The 16248-nt window shown below is 36.4% G+C and carries 15 protein-coding genes; 7 read left to right on the top strand and 8 right to left on the bottom strand.

The genetic code is table 11. The features are described 5' to 3' along the window. Positions 1 to 3: 3 nt before the first annotated feature. From ACFSQS_RS09995 to ACFSQS_RS09980, 4 genes are read right to left on the bottom strand one after another with little or no spacing between them, the layout of a single operon-like run. Complete coding sequence (locus ACFSQS_RS09995) at positions 4 to 591, bottom strand: hypothetical protein (protein WP_388017883.1); 588 nt, start codon at positions 589 to 591, stop codon at positions 4 to 6. Beyond that, a complete protein-coding gene (locus tag ACFSQS_RS09990) occupies positions 581 to 1915 on the bottom strand; it encodes a V-type ATP synthase subunit B (RefSeq protein WP_388017880.1) in 1335 nt (444 codons plus the stop codon). Before ACFSQS_RS09990 ends, ACFSQS_RS09995 begins: the two co-directional genes overlap by 11 nt. Then, positions 1896 to 3641 (bottom strand): V-type ATP synthase subunit A, encoded by a 1746-nt coding sequence (locus ACFSQS_RS09985; protein ID WP_388017877.1) that lies wholly within the window; start codon positions 3639 to 3641, stop codon positions 1896 to 1898. The genes ACFSQS_RS09990 and ACFSQS_RS09985 overlap by 20 nt, the downstream gene beginning before the upstream one ends. A 21-nt stretch (positions 3642 to 3662) precedes the next feature. Further along, entirely contained in the window at positions 3663 to 4802 is a 1140-nt protein-coding gene (locus ACFSQS_RS09980) for a universal stress protein (RefSeq protein WP_388017874.1), read from the bottom strand. Positions 4803 to 5344: 542 nt separating this feature from the next. Here ACFSQS_RS09980 and ACFSQS_RS09975 point away from each other — a divergent pair. The 4 genes from ACFSQS_RS09975 (at position 5345) to ACFSQS_RS09960 (ending at position 11603) form a co-directional block, all read left to right on the top strand. Next, positions 5345 to 5998: a succinate dehydrogenase cytochrome b subunit gene (locus ACFSQS_RS09975; RefSeq protein ID WP_388017871.1), complete on the top strand. Its 654-nt coding sequence runs from the start codon at positions 5345 to 5347 to the stop codon at positions 5996 to 5998. A 7-nt stretch (positions 5999 to 6005) separates the two neighbouring features. Continuing rightward, on the top strand, positions 6006 to 7913 hold the full coding sequence (locus ACFSQS_RS09970; protein ID WP_388017868.1) for a fumarate reductase/succinate dehydrogenase flavoprotein subunit: 1908 nt from the start codon (positions 6006 to 6008) through the stop codon (positions 7911 to 7913). Between the two features lie 29 nt (positions 7914 to 7942). Beyond that, on the top strand, positions 7943 to 8686 hold the full coding sequence (locus ACFSQS_RS09965) for a succinate dehydrogenase/fumarate reductase iron-sulfur subunit (RefSeq protein ID WP_388017865.1): 744 nt from the start codon (positions 7943 to 7945) through the stop codon (positions 8684 to 8686). A gap of 496 nt (positions 8687 to 9182) precedes the next feature. Further along, on the top strand, positions 9183 to 11603 hold the full coding sequence (locus ACFSQS_RS09960; protein WP_388017862.1) for a T9SS type A sorting domain-containing protein: 2421 nt from the start codon (positions 9183 to 9185) through the stop codon (positions 11601 to 11603). Between the two features lie 304 nt (positions 11604 to 11907). Here the strand turns inward: ACFSQS_RS09960 and ACFSQS_RS09955 are convergent, their stop codons facing one another. Further along, positions 11908 to 12105 (bottom strand): hypothetical protein, encoded by a 198-nt coding sequence (locus ACFSQS_RS09955; protein ID WP_084176766.1) that lies wholly within the window; start codon positions 12103 to 12105, stop codon positions 11908 to 11910. A 224-nt stretch (positions 12106 to 12329) separates the two neighbouring features. Here ACFSQS_RS09955 and ACFSQS_RS09950 point away from each other — a divergent pair, with 224 nt between their 5' ends. From ACFSQS_RS09950 to ACFSQS_RS09940, 3 genes are read left to right on the top strand one after another with little or no spacing between them, the layout of a single operon-like run. Next, complete coding sequence (locus tag ACFSQS_RS09950) at positions 12330 to 13085, top strand: hypothetical protein (RefSeq protein ID WP_388017859.1); 756 nt, start codon at positions 12330 to 12332, stop codon at positions 13083 to 13085. Positions 13086 to 13087: 2 nt separating this feature from the next. Then, positions 13088 to 13510 carry a DUF5675 family protein gene (locus ACFSQS_RS09945; RefSeq protein ID WP_036123991.1) on the top strand — a complete coding sequence of 141 codons (423 nt, stop codon included), beginning with the start codon at positions 13088 to 13090 and terminating at the stop codon, positions 13508 to 13510. After that, the gene (locus ACFSQS_RS09940) at positions 13488 to 13730 is read left to right on the top strand and encodes a hypothetical protein (protein WP_036123994.1); all 243 of its coding nucleotides are present in this window, start codon (positions 13488 to 13490) and stop codon (positions 13728 to 13730) included. Before ACFSQS_RS09945 ends, ACFSQS_RS09940 begins: the two co-directional genes overlap by 23 nt. Before the next feature lie 121 nt (positions 13731 to 13851). Here the strand turns inward: ACFSQS_RS09940 and ACFSQS_RS09935 are convergent, their stop codons facing one another. From ACFSQS_RS09935 to ACFSQS_RS09925, 3 genes are all read right to left on the bottom strand, one after another. Further along, positions 13852 to 14841, bottom strand: coding sequence for a hypothetical protein (locus ACFSQS_RS09935; protein ID WP_336069713.1), 990 nt, complete (start codon positions 14839 to 14841; stop codon positions 13852 to 13854). 476 nt (positions 14842 to 15317) lie between these two features. Continuing rightward, positions 15318 to 15755, bottom strand: a complete 438-nt coding sequence (locus tag ACFSQS_RS09930) for a DoxX family protein (protein WP_084176770.1) — start codon at positions 15753 to 15755, stop codon at positions 15318 to 15320. Between the two features lie 23 nt (positions 15756 to 15778). Next, positions 15779 to 16243, bottom strand: coding sequence for a ferritin-like domain-containing protein (locus ACFSQS_RS09925; RefSeq protein WP_388017855.1), 465 nt, complete (start codon positions 16241 to 16243; stop codon positions 15779 to 15781). Positions 16244 to 16248 lie beyond the last annotated feature (5 nt).

Genomic DNA, 16248 nt, shown 5'->3' with positions numbered 1-16248 from the left:
CTGTTATGAGTTTAAAATTGCTACCCATTTCTTGCTTAAGTGCTGGCTTAGAAGTGCCGCAACTTCTTCTGCCGTAATATCGTAACTCCAACCTTCGTTGGTTTTAGCAACAGACAAACCCGAAAGCAACTGCTCGCTTTCAATAATTTTAATGCTATTGTTAGATTCGGCTACTTTTTTCCTGATGGCCTCTACCATTTGGTTTTCTATACTTGCCGGTAGTGTAATTGCTAGGTTATTTCCAATGCTTTTGGTTATTTGTAAAATTACTTTGGTGTAAAGCTCTATGGTAAAAGTGCCTTTAACCTCGGCCTCTAAAACAGATTTAAAAAGTTTAAGTAAATCGTTTTTTACGGTAATGTGTACATCTCTAGCAGCCTGTTTTAATGCTATTTCCCCTTTGTTTAAAAGGGCTTCCGATTCTTTTTTGGCAGCGTTAAGCAACTGCTGTTTTTCGGTTTGGGCATGGTTTAATAATTGTGCTGCTTTTTGTTTAGCCTCGTTTATAATACGCTGCGACTCTTTTTCAGCATTATCGATAGCCTCAGATTTTACCTTGGCAATTAATTCGTCTAAGGTGTTATTTTGCATTGGTCGTGTTTTTTAAAATCTTAAATTCTCCTTTTTCTGGCCAATAAGCCGTTACAAGATCTGATGAAAGGCCAACTTCTTCTTTCTTAAAATGATTGGCTAAGATATCCCAACATAAATCGAGCGCACCTTCTAGTTCGAGGTATATAAATGGATCCATCAATTCCCGCTGAAATGTTTTGCGATACTCCAGCAATCTTAGGGAATAATCGTCTTTTACCGATCCGAATTTCTGGGCTTTTACCCGTTCTTCGGCTTCTGAAAGCAAACGCGCCATGGCATTCATAATACTACGGTGGTCGTCTCGGGTTTTATCATTTACCTGTTGTTTTAATCGGCTTAAAGAGCCAAACATTTCCAGATACCCATCTTTCATAAAAAACTGCCCCTCGGTAATATAGCCTGTGTTGTCTGGCACCGGATGTGTAACATCGTCCATTGTGGTTACGCCCAAAATGGTTAAGCTACCAGAGCCATCAATATCTGCTGCCTTTTCGTAGCGGCTTGCTAATTGCGAGTACAAATCTCCGGGGTAACCTTGGTTGGCAGGAATTTGGTCTTGGGCGTTGGCCACTTGTCTTAAATAATCGGACCATTGGGTCATATCAGACAAAAGTACAAATACGTTTTTGCCCTGAAGCGCAAAGCGTTCGCCAACTGCTAGTGCCAAATCGGGCACCATTAAACCTTCTACAATAGAATCTCTGTGGGTATGTACAAACATAATGGTTTTGTTCTTGCTTCCCGCTTCCTCGATACGTTCTTTAAAATAATGGTACTCGTCGTATTTAAGGCCAACGCCTCCAATAATTATAACGTCGGCATCGGTTTGGGTTGCAATATTGGCAAGTAGCCGGTTATAAGGCTCGCCAGCTTTTGCGAAAATGGGTATTTTTTGTGAGCGTACAAGAGTGTTAAATACATCTATCATGGGTACTCCGGTACGAATCATATTTTTTGGAATGAGTCGTTTTACAGGATTAATGGAAGGACCTGCCACACGCGTTACATCTGACACCAATTCTGGCCCACCATCAATAGGCTGCCCGTTACCGGAATAGACACGACCCAACATCTCGTTTGAAAACCCTACCTGTACAGGGTGGCCTAAAAAACGTACTTTGCAGTTGGTTGAAACCCCAAAACCGCCACCAAAAAGCTGTAGCGTTACTTTGCTACCGTTTAGGGCGATTACTTGGGCAAATGCCTTGCGACCATCTGGATAGATAACTTCTGCCAATTCTTTATTATGCACATCTTTAGCATCAATGGTAATGATTGCTCTACCAATACTATCTATATTCTCATACGTTTTCTTTAACATTTGCTTTTTGTTTTACGAGATTTAAGATTTTAGATTTCTGCTTATCGAATTGCGGGTCGTTTAGTTTCAGGTAATTCCAATCAATAAAAGCTTGACGAACAAAATTAAAGTGCGACCTAATATCGTCTTTAATTTCAATATTTACGGGTGTTTCAATAATATGCCTAAGCATATCGAACATTATTCTCAATCGCTCAGGGTTTGTAACACCATCGACATCATGAAAACTATTTTGCTGTAAAAATACGGCATCCAATAATTCGGCTTTTTGATAGGTTATGTAAGCTTCATTGGTAATACCGCGTTCGCCCATAAGCAATAAATTAGATGCTATGGTTTTTCCTTCGCGAAGTAATTCTTTTAAAAACAACACCTCATCATCTGTAATAAGTGACGGGTATTTCGAGCTACTTTCAATACGGTCTATGGCTGGATATTTTCTGGCATCTGATAATTCTCTTGACAACCCTAAAAATGCACCTGTACTTAGCAAGGTGGCTTGAGTTACGGGTTCATCAAAGTTTCCGCCTGCGGGCGATACGGTTCCTAAAATGCTTAAGGAGCTTTTTGTTCCGTCGGGCAGTATTTCAACTCCCGCTCTATCATAAAACGCTGAAATTAAAGTGGATATATACATTGGAAAGGCCTCGGGCCCGGGTATTTCTTCTTTTCTTCCTGAAGTTTCCCGAAGTGCTTGTGCCCAACGCGAGGTAGAATCGGCAAGAATTAGCACATTTAAACCTTGTTTGCGGTAATACTCGCCAACAGCGGTTGCCATATATACCGAGGCTTCACGTGCAGCTACTGGCATAGACGAGGTGTTGCCCACAATATAAGTTCTGTCCATTAAAGACTTGCCCGTTCTTGGGTCTATAAGTTTTGGAAAATCTTTGAAAACCTCTACGGCTTCTCCGGCGCGCTCACCACAGGCGGCCATTATTACTATGTCTGCTCTGGAATGTTTTGCAATACTGTGCTGCAGCACTGTTTTTCCGGCACCAAACGGCCCTGGGCTACATGCGGTTCCGCCATAAGCAATAGGAAACAAGGCATCTAAAATACGCATTCCTGTTGGAAGTGTTTCTGTAGGCACTGAACGCTCGTTAAAAGGCATGGGTTGCTTCACAGGCCAATCGAATGCCATTTTAAAATTTAAAGTCTCGCCAGATGTGCTTGTTGCTTTGGCAATGGTATCGGTTATCGTATAGTCGCCTTTTTCAACAATATGCGTAATGGTATAATTTTCGCCAAGCGAAAAAGGCACGAATATTTTATGCTCAAACAGTTTTTCTGGTACGCTGCCTAAAGTAGATCCGGCACTTACCACATGGCCTATTTTAACCTTTGGCGTAAAGGTCCATTTGGTATCTGTATCAAGAGGCTCTACCACCATTCCCCGCTCTAAGAACCATTCTTCTTTAGCCAATTCGTACAATGGGTTTTGAAGACCATCTGTAACCGAACCCAAAATGCCCGGTCCCAACTTTACCGATAGCGGCAAACCGGTAAACTCTACATCGTCTCCAACCCGCATCCATGAGGTGTCTTCAAAAACCTGCAAATAGGTTAAATTGCCGGATTTTACATCAATTACCTCGGCCTTTAAACGCTTAGCGTTTTCTATGGTAATGTAGGCCACTTCGCCATTTATTACGGCACCACTAATGGTTTTTACACCAACCAGAGACTCATTAACACTTACGACTTTTCCTTTTGATTTTTCCAAACGATATGTAATTCTATAGGGTTAACTGCTTCTTAATTTACGTACTTCTTCTTCTATTTTAGAGTACCACATCCTGTTTTTTATTTCCTTTGCGCTCTTTCTGTACATTGCTGCTTTTTTTGGGGCTTCCATTTTTTCAAAAACCTTGGCGATTGCCTCATAGGCGGGAACGTGCATGTTATTAATGTTTAAAGATGCCTTGAATTGCTCAATGGCTTCTTCATAAAATCCATCTTTAGCAAGTTGAATGCCTTCTTCAAATAGCTTTTCAAAGTCTTTTATATCGGATTGCAATTGAAGGTTGATGACATCTTCTGATTTTAAGGTAACGAACGAACAGGGCACTTCGCGAATTACTTTTTCGGTAACGCTTCCCATAATCATACGGTTAAGCCCAGTGCGCCCATGGGTACCCATAACCATTAAGTCTATCTTTTTTGAAGCTACGGTTTTTAATATTTCTTGTGCTGGATTTCCCATTTTACTTTCCTTGGTAAAATTAACATCGACAAGATTGAACTTTTTCAAGAACGTTTCGTAGTCTGTGGCATGCTTTTCAAAACGTACTTTATTTTCTTTATCCAGATATTCTTGCGAACCAAACCATGACGAGGTCTGCTTTTCGCAAACACTTAAAACAACAAGCTCTGCATTGTAACGTCTGGCCATAACAATGGCATTGTTTAGCGCACGTTCAGATGAGTCAGAAAAATCTACAGGGCACAAAATAGTTTTAATATTAAGGTTTGTATTTTCTTTAATAACCAATACTGGCTTGTCACTGTTTTGAATAATGCGCTGCGTTGTTGTGCCCAAAAGGAATTTACCATCTTCGGGGTGCGCGCCAGAGCCCGCCAAAATTAAGTTTGCGTTAACCGCTACCGCAGCTTTAACAATAGCTTCGTGTGGCGAACCGTACCTGATTAAAGGCGCATCTACCTCTACGCCATGTTTTTTTAACCCATCGCTTGTTTTCTGCAAGTGGGCCAAGGCAGACTCGCCCACCTTGTCCTTGACCTTAGAGTCTAGCAAATCGTCTGGCAAGACATGAATAGGGATTAATTTAGAGTTGAAAGTTTTGGCTATATCAATAGCCGCGGATTCTAGGTTTTTTGAAGAATTGAAATCTTGAGCAAACAATACCTTTTCTAATATTTTCATAAGCTGTTACAATTTACTTTATTTAGCTAATTAAAACCAAGCGCCTTACAGTCGTTAAGTAAGATTTTTTTAACAAAATAGGCGTTTTTCGTTTATTCAAATTTAAGATAAATCTATTAGAAAACATAAAAAAAAGACAAGATTTACGACTTAAAACACACTATTAAATTAGTCCCGTTAAAAATAGATAAAACGGGTATGTTTTTAAGTTTTATTATTTGTAAGATACAATATGTTGGCCTATATTTAAGTCTTTAACCAATTGGCGGTTTTAAAAGACAGATTAAGTTTTTCCTGTTATATAAAACACTAGCAAATGCAAAAAAAATAGTCAATTAATTGCTTTTAAATTTAAACTTTTAGCAATGGTTTTTTTAAGTTTTTAAAGAAAAAAGAGAGACACATATTAAAACATCTAAAAATAAAAAATTTATTGCGGATTTTTTGCCCTAGCCCTTTTTACAGTACAGCCAATTGCAAAGCTTAAAATAAAACCAATAGTTAACTGTAACGAATATTAATGCCATTTAAAAACAATAAGTATGTATTTTAAAAAATCTATTATCGCACTTACTGGCTTATTTCTATGTATTTTTTTAATCGTGCATCTTTCTGCAAACTGTATTTTGGTATTACCAAAAGATACTGCCAGAACTCTTTACAATGCCTATTCTACTAGCTTAAGAGAAAGTTTTGCAATAAATATTATAGCCTATGCGCTTTACCTATCTATTATCTTACATGCGGTTTACGCCCTAATAATTACTTTAAAAAACCGAAAAGCAAAATCGCAACGGTATTTGGTAAATCGATTTAAGGAAAACAGCAGTTGGACCTCTCAAAACATGGGCCTTATTGGGGTTATGATTCTTTTATTTATAGTCGTACATTTAGCTAATTTCTGGGCTCGTATAAAACTAGGCATGGGAGAAACCGTTCCTTTAGACACCCATGGCAACAAGGATGTTTATGAAGTTACATACAATCTTTTTCAGAACCCTTATTATGTGATATTTTACACCGTTTTAATGATTCCTCTTGGGCTCCACCTTAACCATGGTTTAAAAAGCGCTTTTAAAACCTTAGGGTTCTATCATAAAAAAAAATTACGGCTATTATCCAAAATATCATTGATTTATGCCGCAATTATGGCTGTAGCCTTTGGCAGTATCCCATTTATTGTATTTTTAAAATAGACGCAACATGCTAAATCCTAAAATTCCAGACGGCCCATTAGAAAAGAAGTGGCGTAATTATCAGATAAAATCTCAACTGATTAATCCTGCCAACAAGAAAAAACTAAACGTTATTGTAGTTGGCTCTGGTTTAGCTGGTGCCGGAGCTGCCGCGACATTAGCAGAATTGGGCTACGATGTAAAATGCTTTTGTTACCAAGACTCTGCGCGAAGAGCACATTCCGTGGCTGCCCAAGGCGGTATTAATGCTGCAAAAAACTATCAGCACGACGGAGATAGTGTGTGGCGCATGTTTTATGACACCTTAAAAGGAGGTGATTTTAGATCGCGCGAAGCCAATACATATAGGTTAGCAGAATTATCGGCACCACTAATAGATCACTACGTACAACAAGGCGTGCCCTTTGCTCGCGAATATGGCGGTGTACTGGTAAACAGAAGCTTTGGAGGCGTACAAGTACAACGCACGTTTTACGCACGCGGACAAACGGGACAGCAACTTTTACTGGCAGCCTACTCACAATTATACAAAATGAAACGGGCTAAAAAAGTACAAATGTTCGCGCGACATGAAATGCTAGATCTGGTCGTTATAAAAGGAAAAGCCAAAGGCATAATTGCCAGAGATTTGGTTTCTGGAGAATTAAAACGATTTGCAGCAGATGCCGTAGTTTTAGCAACAGGAGGCTACTCGAGGGTGTTTCGGCTCTCAACGTTGGCTATAGGTTGCAACGGTAGCGCTATTTGGAAAGCCCATAAACGTGGTGCGTATTTTGCAGCACCAAGCTTTACCCAAATACACCCTACGGCACTACCCCAAACCAGCGAAGCACAGTCAAAATTAACGTTAATGTCTGAGTCGTTAAGAAACGATGGGCGGATTTGGGTGCCCAAAAACAAAGACGACAACCGAAGCGCCAACAACATACCAGAAAACGAAAGAGATTATTACCTAGAGCGCCGTTACCCAAGTTTTGGAAACTTAGCACCACGAGATATTGCTTCTAGAGCAGCCAAAGAACGAATAGACGCAGGTTATGGCACAGGGCGACTTAAAAATGCCGTTTACCTTGATTTTAAACACGCCATAAAACGCCTTGGCTTACAAACCATAAAAGACAGATATGGCAATCTTTTTAAAATGTATAAAAAAATTACTGGCGTAGATGCCTACCAAGAACCAATGCAAATATCGCCTGCCGCTCACTTTTCTATGGGAGGACTCTGGGTAGATTACGAATTAATGACCACCATACCAGGGCTATATGCCATTGGCGAATGTAACTTCTCAGACCACGGCGCCAACCGCTTGGGCGCCAATTCTTTATTGCAAGCAAGTATAGACGGCTATTTTGTGCTGCCAAACACCATTAACAACTATCTTGCAAGTGCCTTAAAAGAAGAGCAGCCCTCTGTGGCGCATCCTGAATTTGATAAGGTTGAAAAAGAAATTGAAAAGCAAATTGAAAAACTACTCACCATAAAAGGCACTAAAACCGTAGATCATTTTCATCGAGAATTAGGCAAGGTTATGTGGCAAGAATGTGCCATGAGCAGAAATAAGGAGGGCTTGAAAAACGCCATTTCTAAAATTAAAGACATACGAAAAGCCTTTTGGAAAGAAGTCTGTGTTACCGGAGGCCACAAGGAAATGAATACCGAACTGGAAAAGGCACTACGTCTGGCAGATTTTATAGAGTTGGGCATACTTATGTGTACTGATGCCCTGCAACGCGAAGAATCTTGTGGCGCACACTTTAGAGAAGAATACCAAACCAAAGATGGAGAAGCCATGAGATTAGACGATACGTTTTCATATGTATCGGCATGGGCTTATAACAACGGTGATTTTAAACTTTATAAAGAAGAGTTAGAATTTGAACATATAAAACCTTCTGTAAGAAGCTACAAATAATTGCAATAACAGCTAAATTTAAAAGACCAATGCGAGTAACATTCAAAATATGGAGGCAAGACCATGCTAATGCAAAAGGCAGCTTTAAAACATACGAAATCGATCAACTAACCGAAGACATGTCTTTTTTAGAAGCTCTAGATCATCTTAACGAACAGTTGGTAACAAAAAAAGAAAAGGTAATTGCTTTCGAATACGATTGTAGAGAAGGCATCTGCGGCCAATGTGGTGTTTTTATAAACGGCAGAGCCCATGGCCCACACAACAACATAACTACCTGCCAATTGCACATGCGTAGTTTTAAAGACGGCGAAACCATTATTGTTGAACCTTGGAGAGCCGCAGCTTTTCCTGTAATTAAAGACCTTGTAGTGGACCGATCTGCACTAGATAGAATTATAGAGCATGGGGGCTATATAAGTGCAAAAACAGGTACAGCCGCAGAGGCCAATGCTATTCTTATTGGTAAAGATATCTCTGACAAGGCTATGGATGCCGCTGCCTGTATTGGCTGTGGTGCTTGTGTTGCCACCTGCAAAAATGCTTCAGCCGCCCTTTTTACCTCTGCAAAAATAAACCACCTTAACAGTTTGCCCCAAGGCCAACCGGAAGGTACAACACGAGTTATGGAAATGACCCAACAAATGGAACTTGAGGGTTTTGGTAGCTGCACGTTTACAGGAGCCTGCGAAATAGAATGCCCTGAAAATATATCAATTTTAAATATTGCCGAAATGAATGCCAAAAGAATTAAGGCTAAATTATTTAGTTAGGCTGCTATTATTAGTAATTTATCGCATCTGCTTTTTAAAATTAAAAAACAGAGCCTAATTTAAAATATAAAAACTATTTGGAAAGATTGATGATTTACTCAAATCCTTTTTATTCTGAACCCATTATCATGCAACAATAAAAAAACTCCGGTTCTCTGTAAAACCTTGTCTTTACTAGTAGCAGAAATTCAACTCCAAGCAACCGCCTAAAACTAACTTGAAAACATAACCGGGTGTAGTTTTTTTGGTCTATTTTAACAAAGCCGTGTACGTAATTACGCTCGCTTATTTAGTAATTTGTCACTCAAACAAAATACACAATTATTATTAAAAATCAATTTTATTTTCAAAATAAGGCAACCCCTAGTACTCGCTTACAAATCTACAAGACTATATAAATCGCTTAAATTGTTTTAACTGATATTTATCATATTGCAATTCAATACGAAGGAATATTTTTATATCAATTTATTTTTTTTTAACTAAAACTTAATCCATGTCAAAAAATTACATTTCCCTCGTTTTTTTATTTTTATTTTATTTTAACAGTATAACAGCACAAACTGTAGTAAACATACCCGACCCTAATTTTGAACAGGCTCTTATTGATTTAGGTATAGATTCTGATGAAACTTTAAATGGAAAAATTCTGTATTATGATGCATATTCTGTTAGTAGCTTAGATGTGTCTAACAAAAATATAAGCGATTTATCAGGACTAGGTAGTTTTGAGAATCTAACATATTTAGATTTAAGCAATAACAACTTTGATCGTTTGGAGTTAGACATGCCGAACCTTGTTTCTTTAAATATTGATAATAACCCCTTAGTTTTTTTAACAATACGGAACTCAAATCTTTCAAATTTAAATATTAGTACTAATACCAAGTTAAAACAATTATTGCTATACAATAACCCATTAACGAGTATAGATCTTAGCCAAAATATAGATCTGGAATTAATAGATATTATGAATTCTCCAATAAACTCAATAGATATTAGCCAAAACCCTAATTTATTGTTTTTTAGCAGCATAAACAATAGTGAGCTTACGTATGTAGATTTAAGAAATGGCAATAACAACCTATTAACTAGACTAGATGTAGTTAATAGCCCTTTATTAACCTGTATTTATGTAGATAATGCCATAGCGGCTAATGCAGGGCAAGCACCCTACACAGAATGGCGTAAAGATAACATTGCCACATATAGAACGGAGTCCTGCGATTACGACATAGCACTTTCAGTAGATAAAACGACACTATTAGAAAATGGCGAACAAGCTACAATAACAGCAACCCTTAACGAATTCAATCCAACCGAAGATGTTACAATAAACCTTACAGTATCAGGAACTGCAGCTATTACAAACTATACTTTAAGTTCAAATACAATAATAATACCTTCAGGTCAACTTACTGCATCTGTTACCATTACCGCAAATGAAGATGAAATGGATTCTGACAAAACCGTAATTATTGATGTTGAATCTGTAGAACAAGCCGATGAATTAACAGAACAGCAATTGATATTCACTATAAAGCATATTAATGATGCGCCTACAGATATTACTTTAAACCCCATGTCTTTTGAAGAAAATAATATAATAAACGAAATATCTACAATAACCGTAACTGATATTGATGATGCATCTCATACCATTACATTAGTAGATGGTAATGGAAGTGATGATAATAGTTTTTTTAGTATTTCTGGAAATACACTTTCAAAAAATGTGGTTTTTGATTATGAAGCAAAAAAAGAATACTTTATTAGAGTAAAGGCCGAAGATGCCGAAGGTTTATTTATTGAGAAAGCGCTAATAGTATCTGTAATTAATTTAAATGATATTGTTATTACTGGAGATGCATCTTATACTTATTGCGGAAACGATGAAATAGGATCTATACAAACATCCATCGAGCAATATGTGCCACCATTATCCTTTAGCTGGTCTTCAGGTGAAACAACCCAGAATATTACAAATAAAACAAGTGGTATTTACACTTTAACTGTTACAGATGGAGCAGGTATGGTTTTGGCAAAAGATTTTGAAATTGAGACAAGGCCTATTTATAACAATTTAAATATTTGTTATGTAACGAGCGACAATGTTGATTCTGATTATAACAGAATATTTATAAACAACAAAGATGCCTATAATATTGATAAAGTCCAGATACTAAGAGAAGGCAGTGTAAGTAACGAATATGAAATCATTGGAGAAATTAATCCCGATGAAGAATCATACCTTGACACTACTTCAGACAACAGAACAGTTAGTTATAACTATAAAGTTAGGTTTAAGGATAAATGTGGTAATTTATCAGAATCAAGTCCATTACATCAAACCATATTATTGCAAGCCAATAGAGCAGCTGATGGCAGTATTAATTTAAACTGGAGTGAATATGCTGGATTAACCTATAGCACATATAATATTTATAGAAAAGAAAACAACAACGAGTTTGAATTAATAACATCCCTTTCATCAAATAATTTAGCCTATAATGATAAAGACGCTAACTCGAATACTATATCATACACTTATTTTATTGGCATTAATTTAAGTAACCCCTGCGATTTCACAATATCTAATAAGAGGTCAAAATCTTTCATTACTAATAATCTTATAAAATCTAATTTTAAAAGTTTCGATTCAACCCTAAGCGACAATGAAGCGTTAATTGAAAAAACCAATTCTATCTACCCAAATCCAACAAATGGCCTGCTTTATATTAAAGGCAACATTTTTAAAATAAGATCTATAGATGTGTATTCTACATTTGGCCAAAAAGTTTTGCAGATTAAAGATAATTTCAGAGAGATTGACTTATCCAATTTGCAATCGGCTTTGTACTTAATTAAAGTAAATACAGATCAATCAACAACGACTTATAGGGTTATTAAAAAATAAATTTAAAATTCAATTGACTTAATAATAGTCTATAAAATAAACCAAAAAAGCCGTCTTATTTATCTAAATGAGACGGCTTCTTATATTTAACCAAGTACAAAATACTCGTTGTCGGGGTGGCAGGATGATAACTAAACTGCCACTATGTAGTAAAATTAATACTTCCAGAAGCAGACTAAAACAGTGTTAACCGAATTGTAGACCTATCTGTTAGTTTGAAATAGTATTATTTATCTGAACGTCTTACTACAAATTTACAATTTTAACTCCATTAAAACCAGTCAATTTGTATCAAATATTATGATTAATCTATTAAATATTTGTTGACAATTTCCTCTTCTATTCCGCTGTATTCAACAAACTCTTTTATTGTGACGAATTGGTAGGATTCTTTTCCAAAGTAGTTTCTAATATCATTTAAAAGCTTACGCCCATAGCGTTCACTTCGTCCTGTGATACGCTGAATATCCTTTGGGTATATGCAAGCTCTTTTTGGGGTCATAATACTTTATCTATGCTTTATCCTTACACCATCCATACTTCATTATTTTATGATTATGGTGATGATGATGCGTTGTTAAAATGTTGGAAATCCCGATAGGGTTTTCAATATTTTAATGACGTTTTTGGTTGTATCGGAATGGATGACCGAAAACGGCATTTGATTTTTAACAACGTGCTATAAAATTACGTGATTTGGTTTCATTAATCAAAAAACGAATTATTATGGCAAAACAAACTGGTATTATTAAACTGAAAGGAACTATCGGTGGTATTTCCTTTTACAAAACGACTGACGGACATCTAGCACGTGAAAAAGGCGGTGTGGATGCCAATCGTATTGCTAACGATCCTGCGTTTCAGAGAACACGTGAAAATGGGTCTGAATTTGGCCGTGCCGGTAAGGGTGGTAAAGTATTACGAAATGCTATTCGTATTCTTTTACAAAATGCAAAGGACAAACGTGTGGTTTCACGTTTAACTAAAACACTTGTAGCGATTACCAAAACTGACACCACTAATGAGAGAGGATCTAGAACACTTCAAGATGGGAATTTAAGCTTGTTAGAAAACTTTGAATTTAATCTGAATGGAAAGTTAGGCACAACACTTTTCACCCCGTTTACGAATGCTTTTGACCGTGTTTCTGGGGATGCAATTGTGAACCTTGATGCGTTTTCTCCAACGGTAAGAATTGCAGCTCCAACTGGAACAACCCATTTTAAGGTGGTAATGGGTGCTTCTGAATTGGATTTTGAGAATGAAACCTCAACTTTTGAAAATGATGAGACTGCCATTCTTCCATATACAGCTGATGATACTGCTGTTATTGCCTTAACAGCTTCTTTGACCGCTAACTCAACTTTACCTGTTGTTCAGGTGTTGGGAATTGAGTTTTACCAAGAGGTAAACGGACAGATGTACGAGCTTAAGAATGGTGCTTACAACGCTTTGGCAGTTGTTATTGTAGATACGCCGTAAGTATGGAATTAGTGCTGCATAGAGCCTATTTTAAAGAGGGCACCAATGGTGCTCTCTTTAATTCTGGCAAGTTTCTTTGTCATACCATTGAACTGCCCTGGAACAATAACAAGCGAAACATTTCCTGCATTCCTGAAGGTACTTATGAAGTTGAACCACGTTTTTCAAAACGGTTTAAGCATCATTTGATTTTGAAGGCTGTAAAAGGTAGAAGTTTTATTCTCTTTCATCCTGCGAATGATGCCTTAAAAGAGCTTCAAGGTTGTATTGCTCCAGTAACTTATTTGAGTGGTGTTGGAAAAGGGATTTACTCTAAAAATGCTATGCAAAAACTGTTGTCTTTGGTATATCAAGCTAAAGACAGAAAAGAACAAATCTTATTAACTATTAAATCACAAAATCATGAACATCTTAGAACGTTATAAAAAACCAACCCCCAAATTTTTCAAGACTTTACGCAATATTGGTATTGCATTGGCTACTGCAGGTGGTGCCATCATAGCTGCACCAATTTCGATGCCTGCCATTGTGGTAACTATTGCTACTTATATGACCGTTGCTGGAACTGTGGCAACCACAGTAAGTCAAGCAGTTGTTACTAATGATGAAAACACTGAAATTGATGAGAATGACGATGGATTATAACACCAAATCTGCCATTATCGGCGGTACTTTCTTTTCATCAATCGTTAATATTGGTGTTGAGGATTTGATTACTACCATTATTTTGGCTGTTGTGGGTGCTACTGTGAGTTTTATAGTGTCATTATTGCTTCGGTTTTTGACTAAAAAACCTAAATCTTAAATTTTTTAATTGAACGATAAAGGAAAAAGGTCTATTGATTTTAGATGCTTTTTCCTTTTTTTCTTTGTTAAATGAATTTGAAAAATCATTATGCTTCTTATTTTCAGCTTCAACAATTTCCCTAAAATTCAATAATGATTCTTGACTAACATAATACTTATTCTGATTCAATAATCTTTCTTCTTCGATTAGCGCTTTTTTTAATGATATTCTTTTCCACATTAGTTCATAATACAAATTAACCCTGTCATCAATTTCAGGAATATTCTCTGGAATAAAAGCAGGGAAATACCTACTTTCAATTGCTATAATTTCACAAAGAATATTTATGATTGAAAACATTCTGTTACATTCGGAAATGGAATAATAATTATCATTGCCTAGACTATGGCTGATATAGTGTCTATTTAAATTTGAAGATTCAAAATCAAAACTATTTGTATTTGCATAAAACCAATTATGAAGGCAGTTTTTTAAAGAATCGTTATAAAGTTTTCTCAAATGAGGTCTAAATTCGCCTTCTTTTGCGCATATATTTTCAACTAATTCCTTTAATGAAGGTTTTCTTTTGCCTTCATCTATTGACCAATTGTAGTATGATAACAATACGCCCTCAATTACGGGTGTTAAGCAATTAATTGAAGACAGTAAATCCTTTTTAAAATAATGAAAAGTTGCTTTATCGACCAAATGAGAAAACTTATTCAAATGAGGTAAAATTAGAAACCTATAATTAACAAATGCTCTTGAATAAGGATTAAATATTATAGGACTTAATAAATAATTGATTTTTTCATTACAATTATCTTTATCATAATTTTTAGACTCTATTTCTTCACAAAGTAATTTTATCCTTTCGAAATCTCCGCCGATTATTTCACCATTGATAAACCACCCATATTTTGAGAGTACTTGACTAACATATCTGTATTTAGCTAAATAATCATCCATTAGACAAAACTAATTCTTTTGGGGCAAAGTGTTGTAGGTGGAAGTGATTATTGATGTTGAGCGGTTGGAAAGATAAATAAAGGGCATTTTCTAAAAAATGCTCTTTTTTTATGCGCGGTGTTGAGGTGGGTAAATGAAAAGAGTGATACCCTGATAAGGGATTGAGCGAATGTAATGCCCCCTACCGCAGACACAAGGGAAACATTAATAATTGCTGTAACCTACACCGTTGAAATGGGTGGTGGGGAAAAGATGGAAAAAATTGTATGCTCTAAATTTCAATGCAAGTACGGAATTGAGCGGTTTTGTGTAAGCGTCAGTAACGGGAAAATGCGCGTCCCTAAACCTCGGGATTCCGCTGACGCACTAAAGATAGCAAAACGAGTGAATTACCGATGAGGAAATTCAGCCGTTATTGCGCTTACACGTTGTTAGCGGCTGTGTTGCTCTCAAATATATACTGTTGTTTTAACTAATTATTTTTTATAGAGGTTAGTATTCCTCAATCCAATTGTTTTTCTATTCTTCCAAGCACCTGTACTCCACAACGCCCAAACAACTAAGACGGGTTGGAATAAAAGGCGGACAAATCTTGCGGTATCTGAAGTGATGATAAAGTCTGTTTTATTTACATATTGAGCAATGTTTCCTGGAAATATCAAAACATAAAAAATTGCCAAAGCCCAACCAACATGAACTTTATATTTTGTTAAAAAAATCATAGATAGCCCCAAGGTGAGTTCAACAATGCCTGATAGAATCACAACTAAATTCTTGTCCATAGGTACCCAATTGGGAACTTGGGCTTGCCACTCCACTCGCAAAAAGGTAAAATGTCCTATTGCGGCGAAGACCATAGCTGCTCCAAGAATAATTCTAAAAATGTCTTGAACTTTTGTTGTTGGTGAGTACATGCTTTTCATTGTTTAATATTTACTTAGAGTTGGTGGCTCAAATAATTTTGAAGCCCAATTGTTTCGATTAAGGAAACCTGCTGTTTAAGCCATGATAGATGCTTGTTTTCATCTTGCAAATAACTTGTCAAAAGCTGTTCAGTAACCTTATCACCTTTAATTTGTGGAAGAACTTTATTTAGCCAATCCATTCCTTTTATTTGTTCTTCCAATTCCATTTTAAATTGTTCTTGCACTTCATAAAGCACTTCTATATTGAGAGATTCCACTTTTGGCACATTGCCAAGTTCCAATAGTCTGGCAGTAAATTTTGCTATTGTAGTAGTTTCCTCGTTATACTCTTCTAACATTCTGTCAGCAAGTTTGACAAATCCCTTTTTTCTATTGATAATAGAGTGTAAGAAATGCTGTTTGGAACTACAGATTAGACCAGAAACTATGTCTTGTAAAATTTTAATGCTTTTATCGTTTATTAATGTAGTAGCCATAGAAT

It is taken from the genome of Gelatiniphilus marinus (assembly GCF_042684345.1).
GTDB lineage: Bacteria > Bacteroidota > Bacteroidia > Flavobacteriales > Flavobacteriaceae > Gelatiniphilus > Gelatiniphilus marinus.
This window is presented reverse-complemented; position numbering and strand designations above follow the sequence as displayed.

What these genes read in the sequence shown, in the direction of transcription:
- ACFSQS_RS09980 (WP_388017874.1), bottom strand. Translation starts at nt 4,802, where the DNA reads ATGAAAATATTAGAAAAGGTATTGTTTGCTCAAGATTTCAATTCTTCA.
- ACFSQS_RS09930 (WP_084176770.1), bottom strand. Translation starts at nt 15,755, where the DNA reads ATGTACTCACCAACAACAAAAGTTCAAGACATTTTTAGAATTATTCTT.
- ACFSQS_RS09990 (WP_388017880.1), bottom strand. Translation starts at nt 1,915, where the DNA reads ATGTTAAAGAAAACGTATGAGAATATAGATAGTATTGGTAGAGCAATC.
- ACFSQS_RS09960 (WP_388017862.1), top strand. Translation starts at nt 9,183, where the DNA reads ATGTCAAAAAATTACATTTCCCTCGTTTTTTTATTTTTATTTTATTTT.
- ACFSQS_RS09975 (WP_388017871.1), top strand. Translation starts at nt 5,345, where the DNA reads ATGTATTTTAAAAAATCTATTATCGCACTTACTGGCTTATTTCTATGT.
- ACFSQS_RS09940 (WP_036123994.1), top strand. Translation starts at nt 13,488, where the DNA reads ATGAACATCTTAGAACGTTATAAAAAACCAACCCCCAAATTTTTCAAG.
- ACFSQS_RS09965 (WP_388017865.1), top strand. Translation starts at nt 7,943, where the DNA reads ATGCGAGTAACATTCAAAATATGGAGGCAAGACCATGCTAATGCAAAA.
- ACFSQS_RS09955 (WP_084176766.1), bottom strand. Translation starts at nt 12,105, where the DNA reads ATGACCCCAAAAAGAGCTTGCATATACCCAAAGGATATTCAGCGTATC.
- ACFSQS_RS09945 (WP_036123991.1), top strand. Translation starts at nt 13,088, where the DNA reads ATGGAATTAGTGCTGCATAGAGCCTATTTTAAAGAGGGCACCAATGGT.
- ACFSQS_RS09995 (WP_388017883.1), bottom strand. Translation starts at nt 591, where the DNA reads ATGCAAAATAACACCTTAGACGAATTAATTGCCAAGGTAAAATCTGAG.
- ACFSQS_RS09970 (WP_388017868.1), top strand. Translation starts at nt 6,006, where the DNA reads ATGCTAAATCCTAAAATTCCAGACGGCCCATTAGAAAAGAAGTGGCGT.
- ACFSQS_RS09925 (WP_388017855.1), bottom strand. Translation starts at nt 16,243, where the DNA reads ATGGCTACTACATTAATAAACGATAAAAGCATTAAAATTTTACAAGAC.
- ACFSQS_RS09935 (WP_336069713.1), bottom strand. Translation starts at nt 14,841, where the DNA reads ATGGATGATTATTTAGCTAAATACAGATATGTTAGTCAAGTACTCTCA.
- ACFSQS_RS09950 (WP_388017859.1), top strand. Translation starts at nt 12,330, where the DNA reads ATGGCAAAACAAACTGGTATTATTAAACTGAAAGGAACTATCGGTGGT.